Source organism: Sorangium sp. So ce385 (assembly GCF_051474135.1).
GTDB classification, from domain to species: Bacteria; Myxococcota_A; Polyangia; order Polyangiales; family Polyangiaceae; genus Sorangium; species Sorangium cellulosum_D.
In genome coordinates, this window is the sequence record NZ_CP150337.1 from 12,627,094 (window position 1) to 12,647,986 (window position 20,893).

At 73.7% G+C, this 20,893-nt stretch carries 16 protein-coding genes; 12 read left to right on the plus strand and 4 right to left on the minus strand.

Annotation, left to right across the window (positions count from 1 at the left end; translation table 11 throughout):
- Positions 1-50 precede the first annotated feature (50 nt).
- The gene (locus tag WME83_RS46240) at positions 51-632 is read right to left on the minus strand and encodes a hypothetical protein (protein ID WP_437316089.1); all 582 of its coding nucleotides are present in this window, start codon (positions 630-632) and stop codon (positions 51-53) included.
- A 117-nt stretch (positions 633-749) separates the two neighbouring features.
- Positions 750-1,532, minus strand: a complete 783-nt coding sequence (locus WME83_RS46245) for a hypothetical protein (RefSeq protein WP_437316090.1) — start codon at positions 1,530-1,532, stop codon at positions 750-752.
- 190 nt (positions 1,533-1,722) lie between these two features.
- On the opposite strand from WME83_RS46245, the gene WME83_RS46250 reads away from it, so the two are divergent.
- The 4 genes from WME83_RS46250 (at position 1,723) to WME83_RS46265 (ending at position 8,145) form a co-directional block, all read left to right on the plus strand.
- On the plus strand, positions 1,723-3,588 hold the full coding sequence (locus WME83_RS46250; protein WP_437316091.1) for a bifunctional homocysteine S-methyltransferase/methylenetetrahydrofolate reductase: 1,866 nt from the start codon (positions 1,723-1,725) through the stop codon (positions 3,586-3,588).
- A 120-nt stretch (positions 3,589-3,708) separates the two neighbouring features.
- Positions 3,709-6,330, plus strand: a complete 2,622-nt coding sequence (locus tag WME83_RS46255) for a M1 family aminopeptidase (RefSeq protein WP_437316092.1) — start codon at positions 3,709-3,711, stop codon at positions 6,328-6,330.
- Between the two features lie 44 nt (positions 6,331-6,374).
- Entirely contained in the window at positions 6,375-7,163 is a 789-nt protein-coding gene (locus WME83_RS46260) for an enoyl-CoA hydratase-related protein (RefSeq protein WP_437316093.1), read from the plus strand.
- 82 nt (positions 7,164-7,245) lie between these two features.
- Entirely contained in the window at positions 7,246-8,145 is a 900-nt protein-coding gene (locus WME83_RS46265; protein ID WP_437316094.1) for a hypothetical protein, read from the plus strand.
- A gap of 107 nt (positions 8,146-8,252) precedes the next feature.
- On the opposite strand, the gene WME83_RS46270 is transcribed toward WME83_RS46265, so the two are convergent.
- On the minus strand, positions 8,253-9,386 hold the full coding sequence (locus WME83_RS46270) for an FAD:protein FMN transferase (protein WP_437316095.1): 1,134 nt from the start codon (positions 9,384-9,386) through the stop codon (positions 8,253-8,255).
- Between the two features lie 146 nt (positions 9,387-9,532).
- On the opposite strand from WME83_RS46270, the gene WME83_RS46275 reads away from it, so the two are divergent.
- Complete coding sequence (locus WME83_RS46275) at positions 9,533-10,720, plus strand: M20 family metallopeptidase (protein ID WP_437316096.1); 1,188 nt, start codon at positions 9,533-9,535, stop codon at positions 10,718-10,720.
- A gap of 24 nt (positions 10,721-10,744) precedes the next feature.
- Here WME83_RS46275 and WME83_RS46280 read toward each other — a convergent pair whose 3' ends face one another.
- Positions 10,745-11,329 (minus strand): hypothetical protein, encoded by a 585-nt coding sequence (locus tag WME83_RS46280; RefSeq protein ID WP_437316097.1) that lies wholly within the window; start codon positions 11,327-11,329, stop codon positions 10,745-10,747.
- A 251-nt stretch (positions 11,330-11,580) separates the two neighbouring features.
- Here WME83_RS46280 and hemE point away from each other — a divergent pair, with 251 nt between their 5' ends.
- From hemE to WME83_RS46315, 7 genes are all read left to right on the plus strand, one after another.
- Positions 11,581-12,630: a uroporphyrinogen decarboxylase gene (gene hemE / locus WME83_RS46285; protein WP_437322118.1), complete on the plus strand. Its 1,050-nt coding sequence runs from the start codon at positions 11,581-11,583 to the stop codon at positions 12,628-12,630.
- A 45-nt stretch (positions 12,631-12,675) separates the two neighbouring features.
- Positions 12,676-13,455 carry a class II glutamine amidotransferase gene (locus tag WME83_RS46290; RefSeq protein WP_437316098.1) on the plus strand — a complete coding sequence of 260 codons (780 nt, stop codon included), beginning with the start codon at positions 12,676-12,678 and terminating at the stop codon, positions 13,453-13,455.
- A gap of 1,048 nt (positions 13,456-14,503) precedes the next feature.
- A complete protein-coding gene (locus WME83_RS46295; protein WP_020741151.1) occupies positions 14,504-15,403 on the plus strand; it encodes a GGDEF domain-containing protein in 900 nt (299 codons plus the stop codon).
- Between the two features lie 43 nt (positions 15,404-15,446).
- Positions 15,447-16,805, plus strand: a complete 1,359-nt coding sequence (locus tag WME83_RS46300) for an aspartate aminotransferase family protein (protein WP_437316099.1) — start codon at positions 15,447-15,449, stop codon at positions 16,803-16,805.
- 38 nt (positions 16,806-16,843) lie between these two features.
- Complete coding sequence (locus tag WME83_RS46305; protein ID WP_437316100.1) at positions 16,844-18,034, plus strand: acyl-protein synthetase; 1,191 nt, start codon at positions 16,844-16,846, stop codon at positions 18,032-18,034.
- A complete protein-coding gene (locus WME83_RS46310) occupies positions 18,031-19,155 on the plus strand; it encodes an acyl-CoA reductase (protein WP_437316101.1) in 1,125 nt (374 codons plus the stop codon). The genes WME83_RS46305 and WME83_RS46310 overlap by 4 nt, the downstream gene beginning before the upstream one ends.
- Before the next feature lie 140 nt (positions 19,156-19,295).
- Positions 19,296-20,879 (plus strand): GAF domain-containing protein, encoded by a 1,584-nt coding sequence (locus tag WME83_RS46315; RefSeq protein ID WP_437316102.1) that lies wholly within the window; start codon positions 19,296-19,298, stop codon positions 20,877-20,879.
- The last annotated feature ends 14 nt before the right edge of the window (positions 20,880-20,893 follow it).

Consider the following 20,893-nt stretch of genomic DNA (forward strand, 5'->3'; position numbering starts at 1 on the left):
CGGGGCAGCTCACCTGGCCGTGTCGGCGCGGGGCGCCCGATCCGGCCCGCTCACCGCGCCCGCTCGTAGTCGAGCGCCGCCTTCTCCACGACGTCCCAGTCCCGCGCCGCCCGCTCGGCCTCGGCCACGAGGTCCGCCGTGAACAGCGTGAGCCCCCAGATGCCGTTGTCCCGCCGCCGGAACGGGTACCGCGTGCCGCGCGCCGTCTCGACCGTGGCCCGCTCGCCCGTCACCTCCACCTTCGCGATGCCGGACAGGTCGCGCCGGAGCCGCGCGACGAACCCCTGCTTCGCGGCGATGTCGACCCACACGTCCGCCCCGTCCTCGGCCATCGCGTGCGCGCGGTATTGCTCGAGCAGGCGCGCGCGCTCCGGCTCCGGATAGCTCGCCTCGATCCGCTCGAACGCCTTCCGCCGGTAGTCCCGGATGGTGTAGGCCGCGTGCTGCGCCCGGTCCTCGAGGTACGGGAAGCACGCGCGCGGGTCGCTCGCGCCGATGTTGTACGCGATGCGGAGATAGGCGCCCTCGGGCGTCGTGTCCGGCGGAAACTGGTTGAGCTTGCGGAAGAGGAGGAGGACCGCCAAGAGAGCGACGGCGGCGGCGCCCCAGGCGATGGCGCGGCGACGGGTCATGTTCGAGCCTCCATGACGGCGAGGGGCCCGGGCGTGCGCGCCGGCGGCGCCGTCCTGCCCGACACGGCACCTGTGCCTCTGCGGTTCATCCCTCGCTCGGTCGAGCCGCCCGGCGCGCTAGTCGATGTGCCCGCCGAACTGCAGGTAGAGCGACGTCACTCTCCGCCGGTCGAACGCAGGCCCGAGCGGCTCGTCCAGCGCGAGGAGCAGGCCGGCCCGCATGAAGAAGGTCTTCTGGCTGTCGTACACGAAATACGGCAGCAGCGAGACCTGCCCCTGGTCGTCGTAGACCGACGACGGGACCCACACGGTCTGGAGCGCCACGCCGCCGCCGAAGCCGGCGCGGCTCTGGAACTCCGGCTCGACCTTCGCCTGGAACACGACGTCGAGATCGTCCGAATCGTCGATGAAGCCGCGCCGACCGCGATCCTGCAGCGGGACGAAGAACGTGAGGTCGCCGCCCGCCCGGAGCACGAAGGAGCGCCCGAAGCGGTACTCGATGCCGCCGAGCCCGCCGATCGGGAGCGCGTCGGCCGCCCAGAGGTGCAGATCGTAATAGCCCATCGCCGCCGACGCATAGGCGGTGGCCCAGCGCCAGTCGTAGTCGTCGACCACGCCGAGCGGCAGGCCGGCGCGGCCGCCCGCGTACCACGTGAGCTTGCCGTCGATGTCCGCGTAGTAGAGCGTGAACGTCGGGTTGCCGAGCCCCGCGCGCGACTGACCGTCGCGCGGATCCTCCAGATCCCCCGGGCCGTTCAGGGAGAGGGCCAGCGGGAACTTCAGGTTGATGAACAGGTCGGGCGTCGGCTCGAACTGGAGGAACGGGACCACGGCGGTCGACGCGCCGAGATCACGGGCGCTCCAGAGGTAGAGGTCCACGCCCGCATCCGAGCGGTGCACCACCGGATCCCAGGCGTGCGCCGGCGAGGAGGCGGCGAGAAGCGGAGCAGCGGCGGAGACCGCCAGGGCGAATGCGCGAAGCCATCGGGGCGTGCTCATCTCGCGATCTGCCTACCGAGATCCTGACCGCGACGTCAACCGCGTCGCGCCCCCCTTCCTGAGAAGCCGGAGCGCCCCTACGATGCGCCCCATGTCCCGCACGAGACCAGAGGCCCCGTTCCTCGACGCGATCCGGCGCTCGATCCTCGTGTTCGACGGCGCGATGGGCTCGCTGCTCTACGAGCGCGGGGTGTTCGTCACGCAGAACTTCGAGCAGCTCAACGTCACGCGCCCCGACCTCGTGAAGCGGGTCCACGCCGACTACGTCGCCGCGGGCGCGAACGTCATCGAGACGAACACCTTCGGCGCGAACAGGTTCCGCCTCGAGCGGTACGGGCTCGTCAACGAGGTGCGCAACTTCAACCTCGCGGGCGCGCGCATCGCGCGCGAGATCGCGGGCGGCGACGCGTACGTGGCCGGCTCGATCGGCCCGACCGGGCTCGTGCCCGGCGTGGCCAAGCGCGACGACCTCGCCGCGGCGGCCGCCACCTTCGCCGAGCAGGCGGGCGCGCTCGCCGAGGGGGGCGCGGACCTCCTGGTCCTCGAGACGTTCCGCCACCTCGACGAGATCAAGCTCGCCATCGAGGCGGCGCGGCAGGCCGCGCCGGGGCTCCCGGTGCTCGCGTCGATGACGTTCGACACGAGCGGCGTCGTGGCCGACGGCAGCGAGCCGGAGCGCGTCGCCCGGACGCTGCGGGACTGGGGCGTCGACCTGCTCGGCGTCAACTGCGGCGACGGCCCGCAGCTGTCGCTCGCCATGGCGGAGCGGATGGCGACCGCGGGGCTCCCGCTCTGCGTGCAGCCGAACGCGGGCCTGCCCCGCACGGTCGACGGCCGCCTGCTCTACATGGCGACGCCCGAGTACTTCGACGTCTTCGCCCGCCGCATGATCCAGGCGGGCGCGGCGATGATCGGCGGCTGCTGCGGCACCACGCCGGAGCACGTCAAGTGGATGGCCAAGTCGGCCCGCATGCTCCGCGGCAGCGCCGTGCCCGAGGTCACCTCGCGCCCGCACGTCACGATGGACGCGCCCACGGGGAGCGAGCCCACGCCGCTCGGCGAGCGGAGCCCCCTCGCGGCGAAGATCGCGGCGGGCAAGTTCGTGGTCTCGGTCGAGGTGAACCCGGCGCCGGGCCTCAGCCCCGAGAGCGCGCTCAGCGCGGCGAAGATGCTCATCGACAACGGCGTCGACGTCGTGAACGTCGCCGACGGCCCGCGCGCCACCGCGCGGATGACGAACCTCGCCTTCTGCTCGCTCCTGGTCCAGCGCTACGGCATCGAGCCGATCCTGCACGTCTGCGGCCGCGACCGGAACCTCATCGGCCAGATGGCGCACCTGCTCGGCGCCCACGCGATCGGCATCAAGAACCTCGTCATCATCACGGGCGATCCGCCGAAGGTCGGCGACTACCCGGAGGCGACGGCGGTCTACGACCTCGACTCGATCGGGCTGCTCCACATGGCGAGCACGATGAACCGCGGCCTCGACCCGGCCGGCAAGCCGATCCCGGGCGGCAAGACGTCGTTCCTGCTCGCCACCGGGCTCGAGCCCGGCGCCCCGGACCTCGACAAGGAGCTCGCGCGCCTGGAGCGCAAGCGCGCCGCGGGGGCCGACATCATCATGACGCAGCCGGTCTTCCACCAGGATCTCCTCGAGAAGGTGCTGCGGCGCATCGAGCACCTGGGGATGCCGGTGCTCGTCGGCGTGCTCCCGCTCGTGAGCTACAAGAACGCCGAGTTCCTCCACAACGAGGTCCCTGGCATGCAGATCCCGGAGGAGATCCGCGAGCGCATGCGCAAGGTGCCGGCCGGCCCCGAGGCCCGCAAGGAGGGGGTGAAGATCGCCCGCGAGATGCTCTTCTCGGTGCGCGACCGGGTGCAGGGCGCCTACCTGATGCCGCCGCTCGGCAAGTACGAGCTCGCGCTCGAGGTGCTCGACGGCCTCAAGACGAGCTGAGCCGCCCGGCCGCCCGCTCCGGCGCATGCGTTCTTGCTTGCAGCGCCGGGCGCGGCGCGGGGAAACTCGGCCGAGATGCCCCTAGAGTACCGGCTTCATTCGCGCTGCGCCTGCGGTTCCGTGCTCTCGTCGTCCGAGTTCGCGGTCGCCTCCCGTCCCTTCGCGCTCGCCGGGACGAAGCGCGTCTACGAGCGCTCGCGCCCGTTCACGGTCCGGCACATCGCCCTCGATCTCGCGCTCGACGTCGCGGAGCGCTCGATCCGCGGCGCCGCGCGGCTCGACGTGGTCCGCGTCGATCCTGCGGCGCGCGAGATCGCGCTCGACGCGGTCGGCTTCGATCTGGAGTCGGTCGAGATCAGCGCCGGCGCGGGGCGCGCGGCGAAGCCCCGGCGCGGCGCGGGCAAGGCGGCGAGCGGCGCGTTCCAGCCGGCCGAGCACACGTACGACGGCGAGACGCTCCGCGTGGCCGTGCCGCTCGACGAGGCCGAGGCGTCGATCCTGGTCCGGTACCGGGCCACGCCGCGGCGGGGGATCTACTTCCTCCAGCCGGACGAGCACGTCCCCGACCGCCCGCGCCAGGTCTGGACGCAGTGCCAGGACGAGGACGCGCGCCACGTCTTCCCCTGTATCGACAAGCCCCACGTCAAGCAGACGACCGAGCTCCGGGCGGAGGTGCCGCCGGGCTGGTACTGCCTGTCGAACGGCGAGCTCGAGGGCGATGCGAAATCGCAGAAGGCGGGCGTCTTCCACTACCGGCTGGACGAGCCTCACCCGAGCTACCTGTTCACGCTGGTCGCGGGCGAGTTCGCCCGCATCGACGACGCGGCGCTCGACGTCCCGCTCGCGTACTTCGTGCCGAAGGGGCGCGAGGAGGACGGCCGCCGCACGTTCGCGCGCACGCCGGACATGATCCGCCACTTCAGCGAGAAGCTCGGCGTCAAGTATCCCTTCCGCCGCTACGCGCAGGTGGTGGTGAGCGACTTCATCTTCGGCGGGATGGAGAACACGACCGCCACCACGATGTACGAGCACATCCTGCTCGACGAGCGGGCGGCGCTCGACATCTCGTCGGACGATCTCATCGCCCACGAGCTCGCGCACCAGTGGTTCGGCGATCTCGTGACGTGCCGCGACTGGTCGCACGGCTGGCTCAACGAGGGGTTCGCGACCTTCATGGAGCACGTCTATCGGGAGCACCACCTCGGCCCCGACGAGTACGATCACAGCCTGAAGGCCGATCTCGACGCGTACCTGGGCGAGGCGCGGGGGCGCTACCGGCGGCCGATCGTCTGTCAGGACTACGACGCGCCGCTCGACATCTTCGATCGGCACCTCTACGAGAAGGGCGGGCTCGTGCTGCACCTGCTCCGCCGCGAGCTCGGGGACGCGCTGTTCTGGCGCGGGGTGAGCGCCTACCTGACGCGCCACGCGCGCGGGGTCGTCGAGACGCGGGATCTCGCCCGCGCGCTCGAGGAGGTGAGCGGCAAGTCGCTGGAGCGCTTCTTCGAGCAGTGGGTGTTCCGCGCCGGGCACCCCGAGCTCGACGTGAAGATCGAGCTCGAGGGCGACGAGTGCACCGTGACCGTGAAGCAGACGCAGGCGGCCGGGCAGCACCCCAGCCGGGAGCACGCGCTCCAGCCGGACGCCGCGACCCCGCCGGTGTTCGCGTTCGACCTGGTGCTCGATTTCGGCTTCGCGGACGGCAAGGGATCGAGCGTGCGCCGCGAGGTGCGGCGCGTGGACCAGCAGGCGCACACCTTCGTCATCCCGCTCCCGCGGCGCCCTCGCTTCGTGGTGGTGGATCCGGACCTCCGGATCCTGGGCGAGGTCAAGGTCGACGCGCCGGCCGATCTGCTGCGGGCGCAGCTCGCCCACGCGCCGACGGCGCGCGGCCGCCTGCTCGCCGCGAAGCCGCTCTCGCGGCGCGACGACCCGCCGACGACGCGGGCGCTCGGGCAGTCGCTCGCCGACGCGAACGAGTTCTGGGGGGTGCGCGCCGCCGCCGCGGGCGCGCTCGGCGCGCTCCAGTCGAGCGCGGCGTTCGCGCTGCTCGAGGCGAGCGCGGGCGTGGAGCACCCGAAGGTGCGGCGGGCGGTCGCGAGCGCGCTCGGCAACTTCCGGTCGGCCAAGGCGGCGGAGCTCCTCGGCAAGCTCGCCCTGCGCGACGCGAGCTACCTGGTCCAGGCCGAGGCGGCGCGGGCGCTCGGGGCCACGCGGCAGAGCTCGGGGTTCGAGACGCTGATCGACCTGCTCGACCGCCCCTCGTGGGGCGAGGTCATCCGCTGCGGCGTGATCGACGGGCTGGCCAACCTGCGCGACGAGCGCGCCGTGCCGCACCTGACGGCCCGGACGCGCTACGGCGTCCCGACGCGGGGGCGCCGGGCGGCGATCCTGGCGCTGCCGAAGCTCTCGAGCGATCGACGGACGCGCGAGCTCCTCGAGGAGCTCCTCGACCAGCCGGATCCGTACCTCCGGGTCGACGTCGCGCGCGCGCTCGGCGATCTCGGCGACGGCCGCTCGCGCGGCGCGCTCCAGCGGCAGCTCGACCGCGATCTCGACGGCCGGGTGCGGCGGCGGATCCGCGAGGTGCTCCGCGATCTCGGCGGGGCGGGCAAGCGCGAGCTGGACCGGCTGCGGGACGAGCTCGAGTCGTTGCGGCGCGACAACGCGGAGATCCGGGCGCGGCTGGGCAAGCTCGAGGCGGCGGGGAACAAGGCCAAGAAGGCGGCCGACGCCAAGTGAGCGAGCCCCTTTGCCGCGCCGCTTCGGTCGGCTAGGGAGGCTCCATGACGGACGCCTCTCCCGTGAAGCTCGACCGGCGCGGCGCGGTCGCGGTGCTCACCATCGATCGGGCGGATCGCCGCAACGCGCTCTCGCGCGACGCGCTGCTCGCCTTCGGTCGGCTCGGGCGCGAGCTCGTGGACGACCCGGAGGTGCGGGCGATCGTGATCACGGGCGCCGGGGACAAGGCGTTCTGCGCCGGCGCCGATCTCAAAGAGCGGCAGGGCATGAGCCCGGACGACGTCCGCCGGCAGGTGGGGCTGTACCGGACGGAGCTCGGGGTGCTCGCGCGGAGCCCGAAGCCGGTGATCGCCGCGATCAACGGGGTCGCGTTCGGCGGCGGGCTGGAGCTCGCGCTGATCTGCGATCTGCGGGTGGCGGCGCCGCACGCCGAGCTCGCGCTGCCGGAGACGTCGCTCGGCATCATCCCGGGCGCGGGCGGCACGCAGCGGCTGCCGCGGGTCGTCGGCGAGGCGCGCGCGAAGGAGATGATCCTGCTCGGCCGGAAGCTCGCCGCGGCCGAGGCGCTCGCCTGGGGGCTCGTGAACCGGGTGTCGCCCGAGGGGACGCCGGTGGTTGACGACGCGATCGCGTGGATCGAGCCGATCGCGAGCGGCGCGCCCATCGCGCAGGCGGCGGCGCTCCGGGCGATCGAGGACGGCTACGACGTGCCGCTGGATCTCGGGCTCGAGATCGAGCGGGTGCACTACGACGAGACGCTGCGCAGCGAGGATCGGCTCGAGGCGCTGCGCGCGTTCGCCGAGAAGCGGAAGCCGGTGTACCGGGGGCGGTGACGGCGCGCGCCTCGCCCGCCGCCGCGGCGCGCTGGCTGGGCGGCGAGGCGCGCGCGGCCGCCGTCGTGCTAGCCTTGCCTTCATGGATCCCAAGCCGAGCGGCGCCGCGCTCCTGCTCGCCCCGGCCGCCCGAGGCGGCGCGGCGGCCAGGCTCCCGCCTGCAGAGCCCCCGCGGGCGCGCTTCCCGGCCGTGGACGAGCACCTCGTGGCGCCGGAGGTGACGCGCGACGAGCTGATCCGCGGGCGCAAGGTCGTCGCCGCGCCGGCGCTGGAGCCGCACGCCGAGCAGCAGGTGCGGCTCGATTTCCTGATCGCGCCGCACCTCCAGCCCGGCTACATCGGCGCGGCCGACCTCATCACCCGCGTCAGCGAAGGTTCGGATTTCGCCACCGATCTGTCCATCCGCAAGGCGGGGCTCGATCCGGCGACGGGGCGCCGGTACCTGGAGGAGCTCTCGTTCGAGATCGTCAACGAGCAATCGATGCACGACGTGCGCGAGAAGGCCGAAGATCTCGTCGCCCGGGGCGTGCGCCGCGTCTTCGCCATTTTCGTGAAGCGCGACGGGGTCGCCGAGTGGTCGGCGGCCGAGGGGCGGTTCGTGCCGCTCGCGCCCGACGCGATGATCGAGGATCCGTGCCTGGTCCGTCCGGTCCCCGTCCGTGCGTTGCTCGACGGCGCGGCGGCCGAGCGCGAGGTCGTCCGCGCGCTGGAGCGCAAGGGCAACCCGGAGATCGAGGCCATCAAGGCGCGCGAGCGCCAGGCGGCGCTCGACGAGGGCCGGCGCGCGGGGCTCGACGAGGGCCGGCGCGCGGGGCTCGACGAGGGCCAGCGCGCCGTGCTGCTGCGCCAGCTCCGGGCGCGGTTCGGGGACGTGCCCGAGGCGAGGCGGGAGCAGGTCCTCGCTGCGTCCGGGGAGCGGCTCGCGGGTTGGGCCGAGCGGATCCTGACGGCCAGGACGCTGGACGAGCTCTTCGAGGGTTGACGCGTTCCCCCCTCGGCGCCCGCTGCGACAGCCGCCTCGCAGCGTCGAGCATGGCGCTCCCCGCGCGCCCTCGCCGCCTGCCGGAGGGAGCGCCGCAGCGCCCCGCCCTACAGCCCATCCGTCGGCGGGCGGAGCACCTCGACCTTCCCTTCCAGCCGCTTCGACACCCACACCTTGTTGCTGCGGTCGACGATCACCGCGCCGCAGTCCTCGATCGCCTCGACGAGCTCGAGCCCCTTCTCGGCCCCCAGGATGAACACCGCGTCGTCGACGGCGTCGGCGGTCAGCGCGTCCCTCGCCCAGATGGTCACGCTCCGGCTCTCGGTCGCCGGGAAGCCGGTGCGCGGATCGATGATGTGGTGATAGCGCCTGCCCTCCTTGATGAAGCTCCGCTCGTAGTCGCCCGCCGTCGAGAACGCGCGATCCTCGACCTCGATCATCGCGAAGTAGTCGTTCGGCCCCTTGCCGCGCGGGTCCCGCACGCCCGCCCTCCACCGCGAGCCGTCCGGCTTCTTCCCGGCGATGTACAGATCGCCGCCGGCCTGCACGAAGAACGACGTCAGCCCCTCCCCGCGCAGCACCCGCGCCGCGGCGTCGACGGCGTAGCCCTTCGCGATCCCCCCGAGGCTCATCCGCATCCCCGGCCTCGCGAGCATCACCGTGCGCTGCGCGCGATCGATCCGGATCTGCTTGTAATCGATGAGCGCCCGCGCCCGCTCGACGTCGTCCCTCTGCGGCACGTTGTCGTCGATGTCCTCGTCGAACTTCCAGAGCCCGTGCATCGCCTCGAACGTGACGTCGAAGACCCCGCCGGAGCGCTCGCTGATCCAGAGGCTCTTCTCGATCACGTCGAGCGACTCCGGGCTCACCGGGGCGGCGCTCTTCCCGGCCGCCGCGTTGACCCGCGACAGCTCGCTGTCCGGCCGCCACGTCGTCATCAGCCCCTCGAGCCTGCGGATCTCGGCGATCGCCTTCTCCAGCCTGGCCCGGATCGCCGCCTCATCCATCGCCGCGCTCGTGTAGGCGGCGAGGAGCAGGTTCGTCCCCATCGCCCTCGCCTCGACCGCGACGCGGGCGGGCTCTGCGTGCGCCGCCGCGCTCGGGTCCGGCGCGGGCGCCGCGCTCGAGGCGGCGGGCGGTGCCTCCTTGCGCGCGCGCGGGGCGTCGCACCCGGCGAGCGCGGGCGGCGCGAGCAGCGCCGCGAGACCGAGGAGGAGCGAAGGGCAGCGCAGCCTGTGCATTCGAGGATCCTGACTCCGTGGAGAGCGTGAGAGCGCGCGGGCCGCGTGGCCGCCGCCCCGTCGCGGCCGGACGCCGGCGGAGCTCTACCGCCGGCGCCACCATGGCCCAGGCGAGCCGCGCGGATCCAGGGTAGTATCGCCCGGCCATGAGCCTCGACCCGAGCCGCATCCAGCGCGACATCGACGACCTCTCCCCGGAGCTCCGCGAGATCGCCGCACGCATCCACGCGAACCCCGAGCTCCGGTTCCAGGAGCACAAGGCCGCGGCGTGGATCGCCGAGGCCGTCGAGAAGAAGGGCATCCAGGTCGAGCGCGGGCTCGCCGGCATGCCCACCTCGCTGCGCGCGCGCATCGGGCAGGGCCAGGGCCCCCACCTCGCCATCCTCGCCGAGTACGACGCCCTCCCGGAGATCGGCCACGCCTGCGGGCACAACCTGATCGCGGCGGGCGCGCTCGGCGCCTTCCTCGCCCTGGCCCGGCAGAAGGACGCCGTGGCCGGCACCATCGATCTGGTCGGGACGCCCGCCGAGGAGGGGGGCGGCGGCAAGATCCGGCTGCTCGAGGCCGGCGCCTTCGAGGGCGTCGACGCCGCCATGATGTTCCACCCGTTCGACCGCGACCTGCTCGCCCACGACACGCTGGCCAGCACCTGGCTCGAGCTCCAGTTCCACGGCAAGCCGTCGCACGCCGCGCTCGCGCCGTGGGACGGGAACAGCGCGCTCACGGCTTGCCTCGACACCTTCCGGCTGATCGACGGCCAGCGCGTCCACTTCCGCGACGGCGTCCGGGTGCACGGGTTCATCAAGAACGGCGGCCAGGCGGTCAACATCATCCCGGAGCTCGCCGTGGCCGAGTTCTCGGTCCGCGCCCTCGACACCGAGGAGCTCGCCCGCGTGCGGGCGATCGTCGAGCGCTGCGCCCGCGGCGCGGCCATGGCGAGCGGCGTGGAGCTCACGCTGGTCGACCAGGGCGGCTACAAGAACATGGTCAACAACCGGAAGATGGCGCGCCGCTTCGGCGAGCACCTGCGCGCCCTCGGCCGCTCGCCGGTCGAGATGGACCCCGCCGTCGGCACCGGCTCGACCGACATGGGCGACGTGTCCCACGCGCTCCCCGCCATCCACCCCTGGATCGCGATCTGCGGCAAGGGCGAGACGACCTGCCACCAGCACGCGTTCGCCGCCAAGGCCGCGAGCCCCGGCGGTCAGGACTCGATGCTCATCGCCGCCAAGGCGATGGCGATGACGTGCGCGGATCTCCTGCTCGATCCCGAGCTGCGCAAGGGCGTGCGCGAGGAGTTCGCCCAGCGGAGGGCCGGCGCGAGCGCCGCCTAGGCTCGGTCGCCGTCGTCTTCGTCGTCAGCCGTCGTCCTGGAGGGGGTTGCCGAGGTCGTCCATCAGCCCGGTCCCCCCCTCGATCGGGATCGCCCGCGCCAGGGCCACCCGCTCCAGCATCACGGACAGCGCGATCTTGTCTCCCACGTCCGGCAGCCAGGTGCGGGACCCGTCCCAGAGATCCAGCCGGATGTTGCTCGACGGCTTGCCTCGCTGGACCGCGCCCGCGCCGCCGGCGCCCGCCTGCGCCGAGGGCACCGACATGCGATCGATCTGCGACCAGGCGAAGCGCCGCACGCGCGGCAGCCCGAACCCGAGCAGCTCGCGCAGCTCGATCCCGTCCGGGTGCACGATCACGCCGCGCATCTGCTCCCGCAGCACCATCGCCAGCGCGCTCACGCACAGGATGATGGCGCACACGCTCGACGGGACGAGCCGGTGGCGATCCCCCTCCACGACGTACTGGAAGATCCGGGAGCTCGAAGGAGCGTTCTGGCCATAGAAGATCACCGCCGAGACGGTGAGGGCGAAGGCGAGGTAAAGCAGCGCCGGGATGCGCTCCTTCAACGGCGGCCCGAACGCGATGCGCTTCTCGGGCCTGTACGTCATGTCAAAGCCGGGAGGTCTGGAAGGACGCGCCATAGATTCGTAGTCTACACGGCGGACGACGCGGCGCTTGGGTCCCCCCTCAGCCCGCCCGCCCCGGGTTCGGCCGCCGCGCTTCCAAAAATCCATGGTCGGGCGTCCCCGGAAAACCACGGACCGGCGCTCCCAGAAACCCATTGCCGGGAGATGGCTGAACGGACATGAAGGACCGCCCCGAGGGCGCCTCCTCGGGCCCATCCTGGAGTTTTCCATCCATGCACGACCGCTTCCTGCGCGCCTGCCGGCGTGAGCCGACCGATGTGACGCCCGTATGGTTCATGCGCCAGGCGGGCCGGTACATGGCCGAGTACCGGGAGCTCAGGAAGAAATACACGCTGCTCGAGATCTGCAAGACGCCCGAGCTCGCGCTCGAGGTGACCCTCCAGCCGCTGCGGCTCGGGATGGACGCGGCGATCCTCTTCGCCGACATCCTCTTGCCGCTCGAGCCGATGGGCGCCCCCTTCGAGTTCGCGAAGGGCGAGGGCCCGGTCATCCACGAGCCGGTGCGCGACCGGGCCGGCATCGAGCGGCTCCGCGTGTTCGAGCCCGAGGAAGGCCTCGGTTACGTGCTCGAGGCCGTGCGCCTCATCCGCAAGGAGCTGGACGGCAAGACGCCGCTCATCGGCTTCGCCGGCGCGCCGTTCACCATGGCGAGCTACCTCGTCGAGGGGGGCAAATCGAGCGACTACCGGCTCACGAAGCAGCTGATGTGGAGCGATCCCGAGGCGTGGTCGGCGCTCATGGGCAAGATCTCCGAGGTCGTCCGCCGCCTGCTGCGCGCGCAGGTCGCCGCCGGCGCGCAGGCCGTGCAGCTGTTCGACTCCTGGGTCGGCTCGCTCTCCATCGACGACTACCGCGAGCACGTGCAGCCGCACGTGCGCCACATCCTCCGCGACCTCGAGGCGACGGGCGTCCCGGTCATCCACTTCGGCACGAACACCGGGGCGCTCCTCGAGGCGCAGCGCGACGCCGGCGGCACGGTGATCGGCGTCGACTGGCGCACGCCGCTCGACAAGGCGTGGCAGCGCATCGGCCACGACCGCGCCGTGCAGGGCAACCTCGATCCGCTGCTGCTCTGCGCGCCGCGCGCCGTCGCCGAGCGCCGCGCGCGAGCGGTGCTCGCCGAGGCCGGCGGGCGCCCGGGCCACATCTTCAACCTCGGCCACGGCATCATCCCGGAGACGCCGGTCGACACGGTCAAGGCGGTGATCGATCTCGTCCACTCCATCCCGCGCGCGTCGCTGCAGGGCGAGCCCGATCGTTGACGCTGCGCCTCACCCCTCCCGGGGTGATATGGTGCCGCCGCGAGCATGTGCGAGCTCCTCGGGATGGAGTGCAACGTCCCCACCGACATCGTCTTTTCGTTCAACGGCCTCCGGCACCGGGGCGGCCGCACCGGACCGCACGCCGACGGGTGGGGCCTCGCGTTCTTCGAGGGGCGCGCCGCGCGCGTCTTCCTCGACCCGAGCCCCGCCTGCGATAGCCCGCTGGCGCGGTTCCTCGGCGAGACCCCGATCAAGACGCTGCTCGCGATCGGCCACATCCGGCGCCGCACCCGCGGCGACGTCCTGCTCGCCAACACGCACCCCTTCGTGCGCGAGCTCTGGGGACGCCACTGGGTCTTCGCGCACAACGGCACGCTGCGCCGCGTCCGGCGCCGCGCGCTGGGCCGCTTCAACCCCATCGGCACGACCGACAGCGAGCACGCGTTCTGCTACCTGCTGGAGGGGCTCCGGAGCGCGTTCCCCGGCTACCCGCGCCGGCCCAGCGAGCTGTGGGCGGCGATCGCGGCGCTCGGCGGGGAGCTCGGCCGGGACGGCACGTTCAACTTCCTGCTCGGCGACGGGCGCCACCTCTTCGCCCGCTGCGGGACCCGGCTCTGCTACATCGTCCGCAAAGCCCCGTTCGGCGTCGCCACGCTCGTGGACGATGACGTCCGCGTCGACTTCTCCGCCGTCACGACCCCGAAGGATCGCGTCGCCGTGGTCGCGACGACCCCGCTCACCGCCAACGAGACCTGGACCCATGGGCGGCCGGGCGAGCTCTGGGTCTTCGACGGCGGCGAGCTGCGCGCGACGCTCCGGTCGTGAACGACGGCGGCCGGCTCCCGCGCCGGCCCCACCCGCCCAGCAGGGCTCGGGTCGTCAATGGCCTCCTTGCAGCCGAGGTCGGTTTCTCGGCACCTGCTCCGGCTGGGCCCGTTGATGCCTTTCGAGGCAAACGGTTCCAGCAGCGACGGAGCATGGATGCTTGGCGAGGAACGCGCTGCTCCGGGAATCATCCCAGGAGGAAAACCGCGACCGCGCCGGGGGTGGAGATGGCCACGGAGCAGCCTGAAATGAAAAACGCCGCGACGGACCTGGGGGGGGAAGGTCTCCGCCGCGACGCAGGTCTACTCTACGCACCCCGTGTGCCAAGTCAACCAACCGGCGCTGCCCGGAAGAGGGTCGCGCGCTGGCGGTCGCGGCGCGCGCTGCGTTCGGTTCCGTTCGGTTCTGTTCAGTTCCGCTCAGCTCCGCTCAGTTCCGCTCGTTCCGCTCAGTTCAGCGTTGTGATGCGCCCTGGTTTTGAGGCAGAACTCACAGAGCCTCATGCCCGCAGGACGCGGGCTTGCCAGCCGAACCAACACATCGTGCTCCAGCGAACCATTCTCTCCCCCGCCGGCTCGACCGCTCGCCGGACGGGTGGCGGCGCGCCCGGGAAACGCATAGAGAGAGCCGCATCGACGGCAGCGCGAGCTGCACGAGAGAACGGGGCGGCGCGTCCACTGCGATACAAGCGCACAATGCCCCACAAGGCGCTTCAGCGAGCACAGGCGATGCGGTGCAGAGCAAGCGGCGGTGAGGGGCGGACGGCGTGCGAGGAACAAGCCGACAGCGTGGAAGGGCACCACGGAGCGCAGCGGGCGACGTGTGCCGCTGTCGGGTCGGGAAGGCAGAGGAATCACCGAAGACGGCGCCGCCCGGATGGCCGTCTTGACGGGAGTCGGGGCATGTCAGTACGCTTTGACGTTGGGCGAGCTAGGGCATATCGAGCCGTTGGATCGCGACCGAAGAGCCGCGCCCGGGTAGGTTCCGTCTCGGGAAGAGCTCGAACGATGTCGAGGCTAGGTCGCACGACGGGTTGGGCTGAGCGCGCGTGAGTGACTTCGACGAAAAGACTCGTGTAACGCAGGTGGTCCAGCCCCCACCGGGCGGCGGCAGCAAGAACACGACCGACTGCCTGGTCGTGATCTACACGAAGGAGCCCACGCTGCTCGGCAAGCGGTTCGTGCTGGAGCACAACCCGACGCGGGTCGGCCGGGGGGCGGACAACCACATCGTGCTCGACGGCGACTCCGTTTCACGGCGGCACGCCCATTTCGAGCAGCGGCCGAGCGCCTGGATGGTCGTCGACGACGGCAGCACCAACGGGACGTACTGCAACGATGAGCAGATCTCCCGCGAGGTGGTGCTGAAGAACGGAGACCGGGTGAAGATCGGCCCGACGATCTTCAAGTTCCTGTCCGGCGCCGACGTGGAGGCGCAATACCACGAAGAGATCTACCGGATGACCATCATCGATGGTCTCACGCAGATCCACAACAAGCGCTACCTCTACGAGGCGCTCGAGCGCGAGATCATCCGCGGCCGCCGCCACGAGCGCGACCTCGCGATCCTCCTGTTCGACATCGACCACTTCAAGCGCATCAACGACGTCCACGGCCACCTGGCAGGCGATTTCGTGTTGAAGGAGGTCGCGCGCATCGTGCAGAGCCGCATCCGCCGCGATGAGGTCTTTGCGCGGTACGGCGGCGAGGAGTTCGCCATCATCCTGCCCGAGACGTCGATCGAGGGCGCCGCGGCGCTCGGGGAGACGCTGCGGCAGAAGGTCGCGGAGCACCTCTTCGTCTTCCAGGCCGACAGCATCCGCGTGACGATCAGCGTCGGCGTGGCGCTGCTGCAGGAGGGCGATCGCACCGCGAACGACCTCATCAAGCGCGCCGACGAGCGCCTCTACCACGCGAAGAACAGCGGGAGAAACCGCGTCTGCGCCTGAGCTCGGGGCCGCGGGCGCGCTAGATCCCTGCGGAGGAACGACGATGCCGAACAGCGAGCTGCCGCCGCCGGCGGCGCTGGGCCCGGACGGCGGCGCAGCGCTGCCCGAGATCCTGGTGCCGCCGCCTGGTCCGAGGTCGCGGAGCGCCCTCGAGCGGCTCGAGCGCGTCGAGTGCCCGGCGTTCGGCCGGCGCCGCGAGGCGCGGGCGCAGAAGAGCGGCGCCGAGATGCTGCCGATCGTGCTGTCGCACGGGCGCGGCGCCAACGTGTGCGACGTCGACGGCAACCGCTACGTCGACCTGTGCGCGGGCTTCGGCGCGCTGCTGCTCGGCCACGCGGCGGCGCCGGTGCGGCGCGCGGCGGAGGAGCAGATGTCGCGGCTGACGCTCGCCCTCGGCGACGTGTACTCGGCCGACGTGAAGATCGCCCTCCTGGAGCGCCTCGCGGCGCTGCACCCCGGGCCCTCGCCGATGGCGATGCTCGGCCAGAGCGGCAGCGACGCGATCACGGCGGCCATCAAGACGGCGGCGCTCGCGACCGGGCGGCCGGGGCTCGTCGCCTTCGAGGGCGCGTACCACGGCCTCGGGTACGCGCCGCTCGCGGCGTGCGGACTGCGCGAGAGCTACCGGTCGCCGTTCGCGGAGCAGCTCAACCCGCGCGTGACGTTCGCGCCGTACCCGCGCGACGAGGCGGGCGCCGCGCGCTCGCTCGACGCGATCGAGGCGGCGCTGCGCGGCGGCGAGATCGGCGCGATCCTGCTCGAGCCGATCCTCGGGCGGGGCGGCTGCGTCGTCCCGCCCGACGCGTTCCTCAGCGCGGTCTGCGACGCGGCGCACCGGCGCGGGGCGCTCGTGATCGCGGACGAGATCTGGACCGGCCTCGGTCGGTCGGGGGCGATGACGCGCACCGGGGCGATCGGGGCGCCCGCGGACATCCTCTGCTTCGGCAAGGGGCTCGGCGGCGGGCTCCCCATCTCCGCGTGCGTGGCGCCGGAGCCGATCATGCGCGCGTGGGCGCGCGAGGCCGAGGTCGTCCACACCTCGACGCACTCGGGCTCGCCCCTCGCGTCGAGCGCCGCGCTCGCGACGCTCGACGCCCTGGACGCAGGCCAGCTGGCCGCGCGCTCGCGCGACGTGGGCGCGCGCTTCCAGGAGGCGCTCCGGGAGGCGCTGCGGGGCCGAGCGGGCGTCGTCGACGTGCGCGGCGCCGGGCTCATGGTCGGCGTGGAGCTCGAGAGCGCCGAGCTCGGGCTGCGGGCCATGCGCGGGATGCTGGCCGAGGGCTACCTGGTCCTCACGGGCGGGGTGCGCGGCGAGACGCTGACGCTGACGCCGGCGCTCACCATCCCCGAGGCGCTGCTGTCGGCCGCGGCCGGCGCGCTGGCGCGCGTGCTTTCGCCCTAGGCGCGCGCGGCGCGTGCTATCCCGGTCGCGTGGGACGCGTGGGACAGATCGATCAGAGCGAGGCGCTGCACCGCCGCGCGCGGGCGTTCATCGAGGCGTCGCTCCTCCCGGACAGGGCGGGCTCGCCCGGCGCCGGCCGGGCGGCGGCGGCCTCGCTTCAGCAGGTCGAAGGCGCGGCGGGCGCCGCGCTCCCGGAGACGTTCGACGCGCTCGCGATCGCCCTCGCCCGGCACCAGGCCGCGCGGTGCGCGCCGGTCGCCCGCCTCTTCAAGGCGCGCGGCGCGGACGTCGACACGATGCAGCGCGCGGAGCAGATCCCCGCGGTGCCGTGCGACGTCTTCCGGTTCGCGCGCGTCGCGGCCCACCCGCCCGAGGCGGACGAGCGCGTCTTCCGCACGAGCGGGACCTCCCTCGGCGCCGCGTCCCGCGGCGAGCACCCGTTCCGCACCACCGCGACGTACGAGCTCGCCGCGGTCGCCTGGGGCGAGCGCCTCCTGTGGCCCGACGGCGCGCGGCTCCGCGCGATCGTCCTGGCGCCGCCGCTCGACGAGGTCCCGGACTCGTCGCTCGGGTTCATGATCGATCGCTTCGCCGCGCGCCTCGCGGGGCCGGCGAGCTGGCACGTGCGCGGCGGCGAGCTCGACGCCGCGGGGTTCGCCCGCGCGTGCGCCGAGGCGCGCGCGGCGGGCGAGCCGGCCATCGTGCTCGGCACCTCGTTCGCGTTCGTCCACCTGCTCGAGGCCGGGCTGCCCGAGGGCGCGACGCTGCTGCCCGGAGGGAGCCGCGCGATGCAGACCGGCGGCTACAAGGGCCGCTCGCGCGAGGTGCCCGCCGAGGAGCTGCGGGCGTCGATCGCGCGATCGCTCGGGGTGCCGCTCTCGCACGTCGTGGGCGAGTACGGCATGACGGAGCTCTCGAGTCAGCTCTACGAGGGCACGCTCGCGGCGGCGCTCGCCGGCAGGCCGGGCCCCGCGCCGGGGATCTACCTCGCGCCGCCCTGGACGCGCGTCACCGCGGTCGACCCCGGGACGCTCGCGCCGCTCCCCGCCGGCGAGATCGGGCTCGCGCGGATCGTCGATCTCGCGAACGTCGACTCGGCGGTGGCCATCCAGACGGCCGATCGCGTGCGCGTCACCGAGGAGGGCGTCGAGCTCCTGGGCCGCGCGTCCGGGGCGCCGCCGCGCGGCTGCTCGATCGCGATCGACCAGATGCTCGGCGGCGGCCCGTGATCGACGACGGCGCGGCGCGGCGCCGCCGGGTCGAGCGCGTGGTCGCCGCGGCGGCGCGGATCGCGGACGCGCGCGACCCGCTCGGCCAGGAGGCGCGGCGGCGGCTGCCCGCCACGAGCGGCCTCTCCCCCGAGGGCGTGGAGCTCGCGCTCGGCCGCCACCTCGAGATCGCGCCGAGCAGCGGCGAGCTCGACGCGCTCGTGGCGGCCGCGGGGCGCGCGCGCCGCTGCCACGTCGTGCTCGCCGCGAACGTCTGCACGGCGCCGCTGCGGGCCATCGCCGTCGCGGCGGCGACGGCGCCGGAGGTCCTCGTGCGCCCGTCGCGCCGCGATCCCGTCCTCGCGGAGCTCCTCGTGCGCGCGCTCTCGGCCGACGAGGGCTTCGCGCGCGGCGGCGGCGCCATCGCCCTGGTCGCGGACGTGGCGCTCGGGGACACCGGGGCGCAGGCGGCGGGCGAGGAGCCCCGCGACGGCGCGCCGCGCGCCGAGCTGCACGTCTACGGCTCGGACCAGACCGTGGCGACGCTGCGCGCCCAGGCCGGGCGCGGCGTCCTCGTGCGCGGGCACGGCGCCGGCCTCGGGCTCGCCGTCGTCGGCCCCGACGCGCGCCTCGCCGAGGCGGCGCGCGACATCGCGGACGACGTCGTGCCGTTCGATCAGCGCGGCTGCCTGTCGCCGCGCTTCGCGCTGGTGGAGGGCCCGGCCGAGCGCGCCGAGGCGCTCGCGCGCGCCCTGCACGAGGCGCTCGCGGCCGCGGGCGCGCGCGTCCCGCGAGGGCCGCTCGACGGCGCCGCGCGGGCCGAGGTCGCGATGTACCGGGCCACGCTCGAGGCCGTGGGCTCGTTCTGGGAGGGCGAAGGGCACGGGGTCGGCGTGGATCCGGCGCCGCGGTCGCTGCTCCTGCCGCCCGCGGCGCGCGTCGTCCACGTGGCGGCGAGCAGCGCCGGCGCGGCTCCGGCGCTGCTCGCGCCGATCGGCGGCGCGATCACCGCGATCGGCGCCGGCGGCGGCGGCGAGCTCGCGCGCGCCGTGTCCGCCGCGGCCCCGCGCGCGCGGGTCTCGGCGCTGGGGTGGATGCAGCGCCCGCCCCTGGATGGCCCGGTCGACCTGCGGGCGCGCTGATCTCCGTGACCGCCGCGCGGCGGCGGGCGGACGGCCGCCGTCGGGGCTCGCGCCGCGGACGCGGCCTCGGCCGCGGCGCGATCCGTGCGCGCTCGCGTGCGAGGTGCGCTCGAGCGACGGTGTGTGATAGCGATCGTCGTATGTCGTCGCGCACCGATGATCCGAAGGCGACCCGCCCGCCCACGGAGCTCGAGGCGATCGCGAGCCCGCCCGCGGCGCCGCTCGACGTGGAGGGCGCGCGGGAGGGGCTCGTGGACGATGGACGGCCGGACGAGCGCCACGCGGACGCGGGCTCCCCCGCGCCGAGCGATCCGGCCGGCGGCTCGGCCCGCGCCGCGGAGGCCGGCGGCGAGGCGGAGCTCGAGGGCGAGGACGCGCCGCCGTCGGTCACCTCCGCCAGGATCCACGTGCGCCGCGACGAGCGCCTGGATCTCGTCATCGAGTACCTGGCCTTCGTGGCGAAGCCGATGCCGCTGTCGCTCCTCCTCGACGAGGCGCCGCAGCGGATCGCCGCCATCCTCGGCGCCGACGTGGCGTCGCTGTACCTCCTCGAGGGCGACGGCGACGAGCTCGTGCTGCGCGGCAACGTCGGCTTCCCGCGCGAGGCGCGCGGCACGGTGCGGCTCTCGGTCGGGCAGGGCATCACGGGCATGGCGGTCGAGTGCTTGCGCCCGATCTCGGTCGTCCAGGCGACGGAGCACGAGCGCTACCGCGCGTTCCCCGAGCTCCGCGAGGAGCGGTTCCCGGTCTTCCTGGCGGCGCCGATCCTCGGCAGCGGCCGCCCGCTCGGCGCCCTGGTCGTGCAGCGGGCGGGGGAGCGCGCCTTCACGGCGCGGGACGTCGAGCTCCTCATGGCCCTGACGGCCCCGATCGCGGCCGGCGCGCGCCACGCGCAGGTGCTCGACGAGCTACGCGAGCGGCGGCGGCGCACCGGCGGGGGCACGCGCAAGGTCACGCTGCCGGGGCTGCCCGTGGTCCCGGGTCGCGCGCTCGGCGCCATCGCGGCGCTGCGGCGGCCGGCCAGCTCGTCGCTCGGCCCGCAGCGGGGCCACGGCGATCCGAAGCTCCTGCGGCTCGCCTTCGACATCGCGGAGAAGGCGCTCGTCGAGCTCCACGCCCGCGCGGCGGAGCGGGGCATCGCGCAGGACGCGGCGTTCCTCTCGACCTACCTCCTGATGATCGGCGACGGCCGCCTGCGCGCGCGCGCCTTCGAGCTCGCGGCCGGCGGGCGCACCGTCGCGCAGGCGCTCGGGACGGTCGCCCGCGAGGTGGCGCGGGCCGCCAACGGGATCGTCGGCGACCCCTTCCTGCAGGACCGCGCCCGCGACATCGAGGACCTCTGCGACGCGATCCTGATGCTGGCGACCCCGGACGCCCGGGCCGAGCTCCCGTCGAAGGCGGTCCTCGTGGGCGACCAGCTGACCGTGTTCGATCTCCTGATCTCCGCCCGGGCCAACCCCGTCGGCGTCGCGCTCAGCGAGCGGTCCGGGCCGCGCTCGCACGTGCTCCTCCAGCTGCTCGGCGTGCCGTCGATCGTGGATGTGGCGGGCGCGTTCCGCTGGGCGTCGCCGGGCGACGTCGCGCTCCTCGACGCGGACCACGGCTTTCTGGTGATCAACCCGTCGCGGGCCGAGGTCGCGACGGTCCGCGCGGCGCGGCGCAAGGGGCCGCCGCTGCCCGGGCCGGCGCTGGACGACGACGGAGAGGACGAGCCGGCGAGCTGAGCACCGGCCGGGGC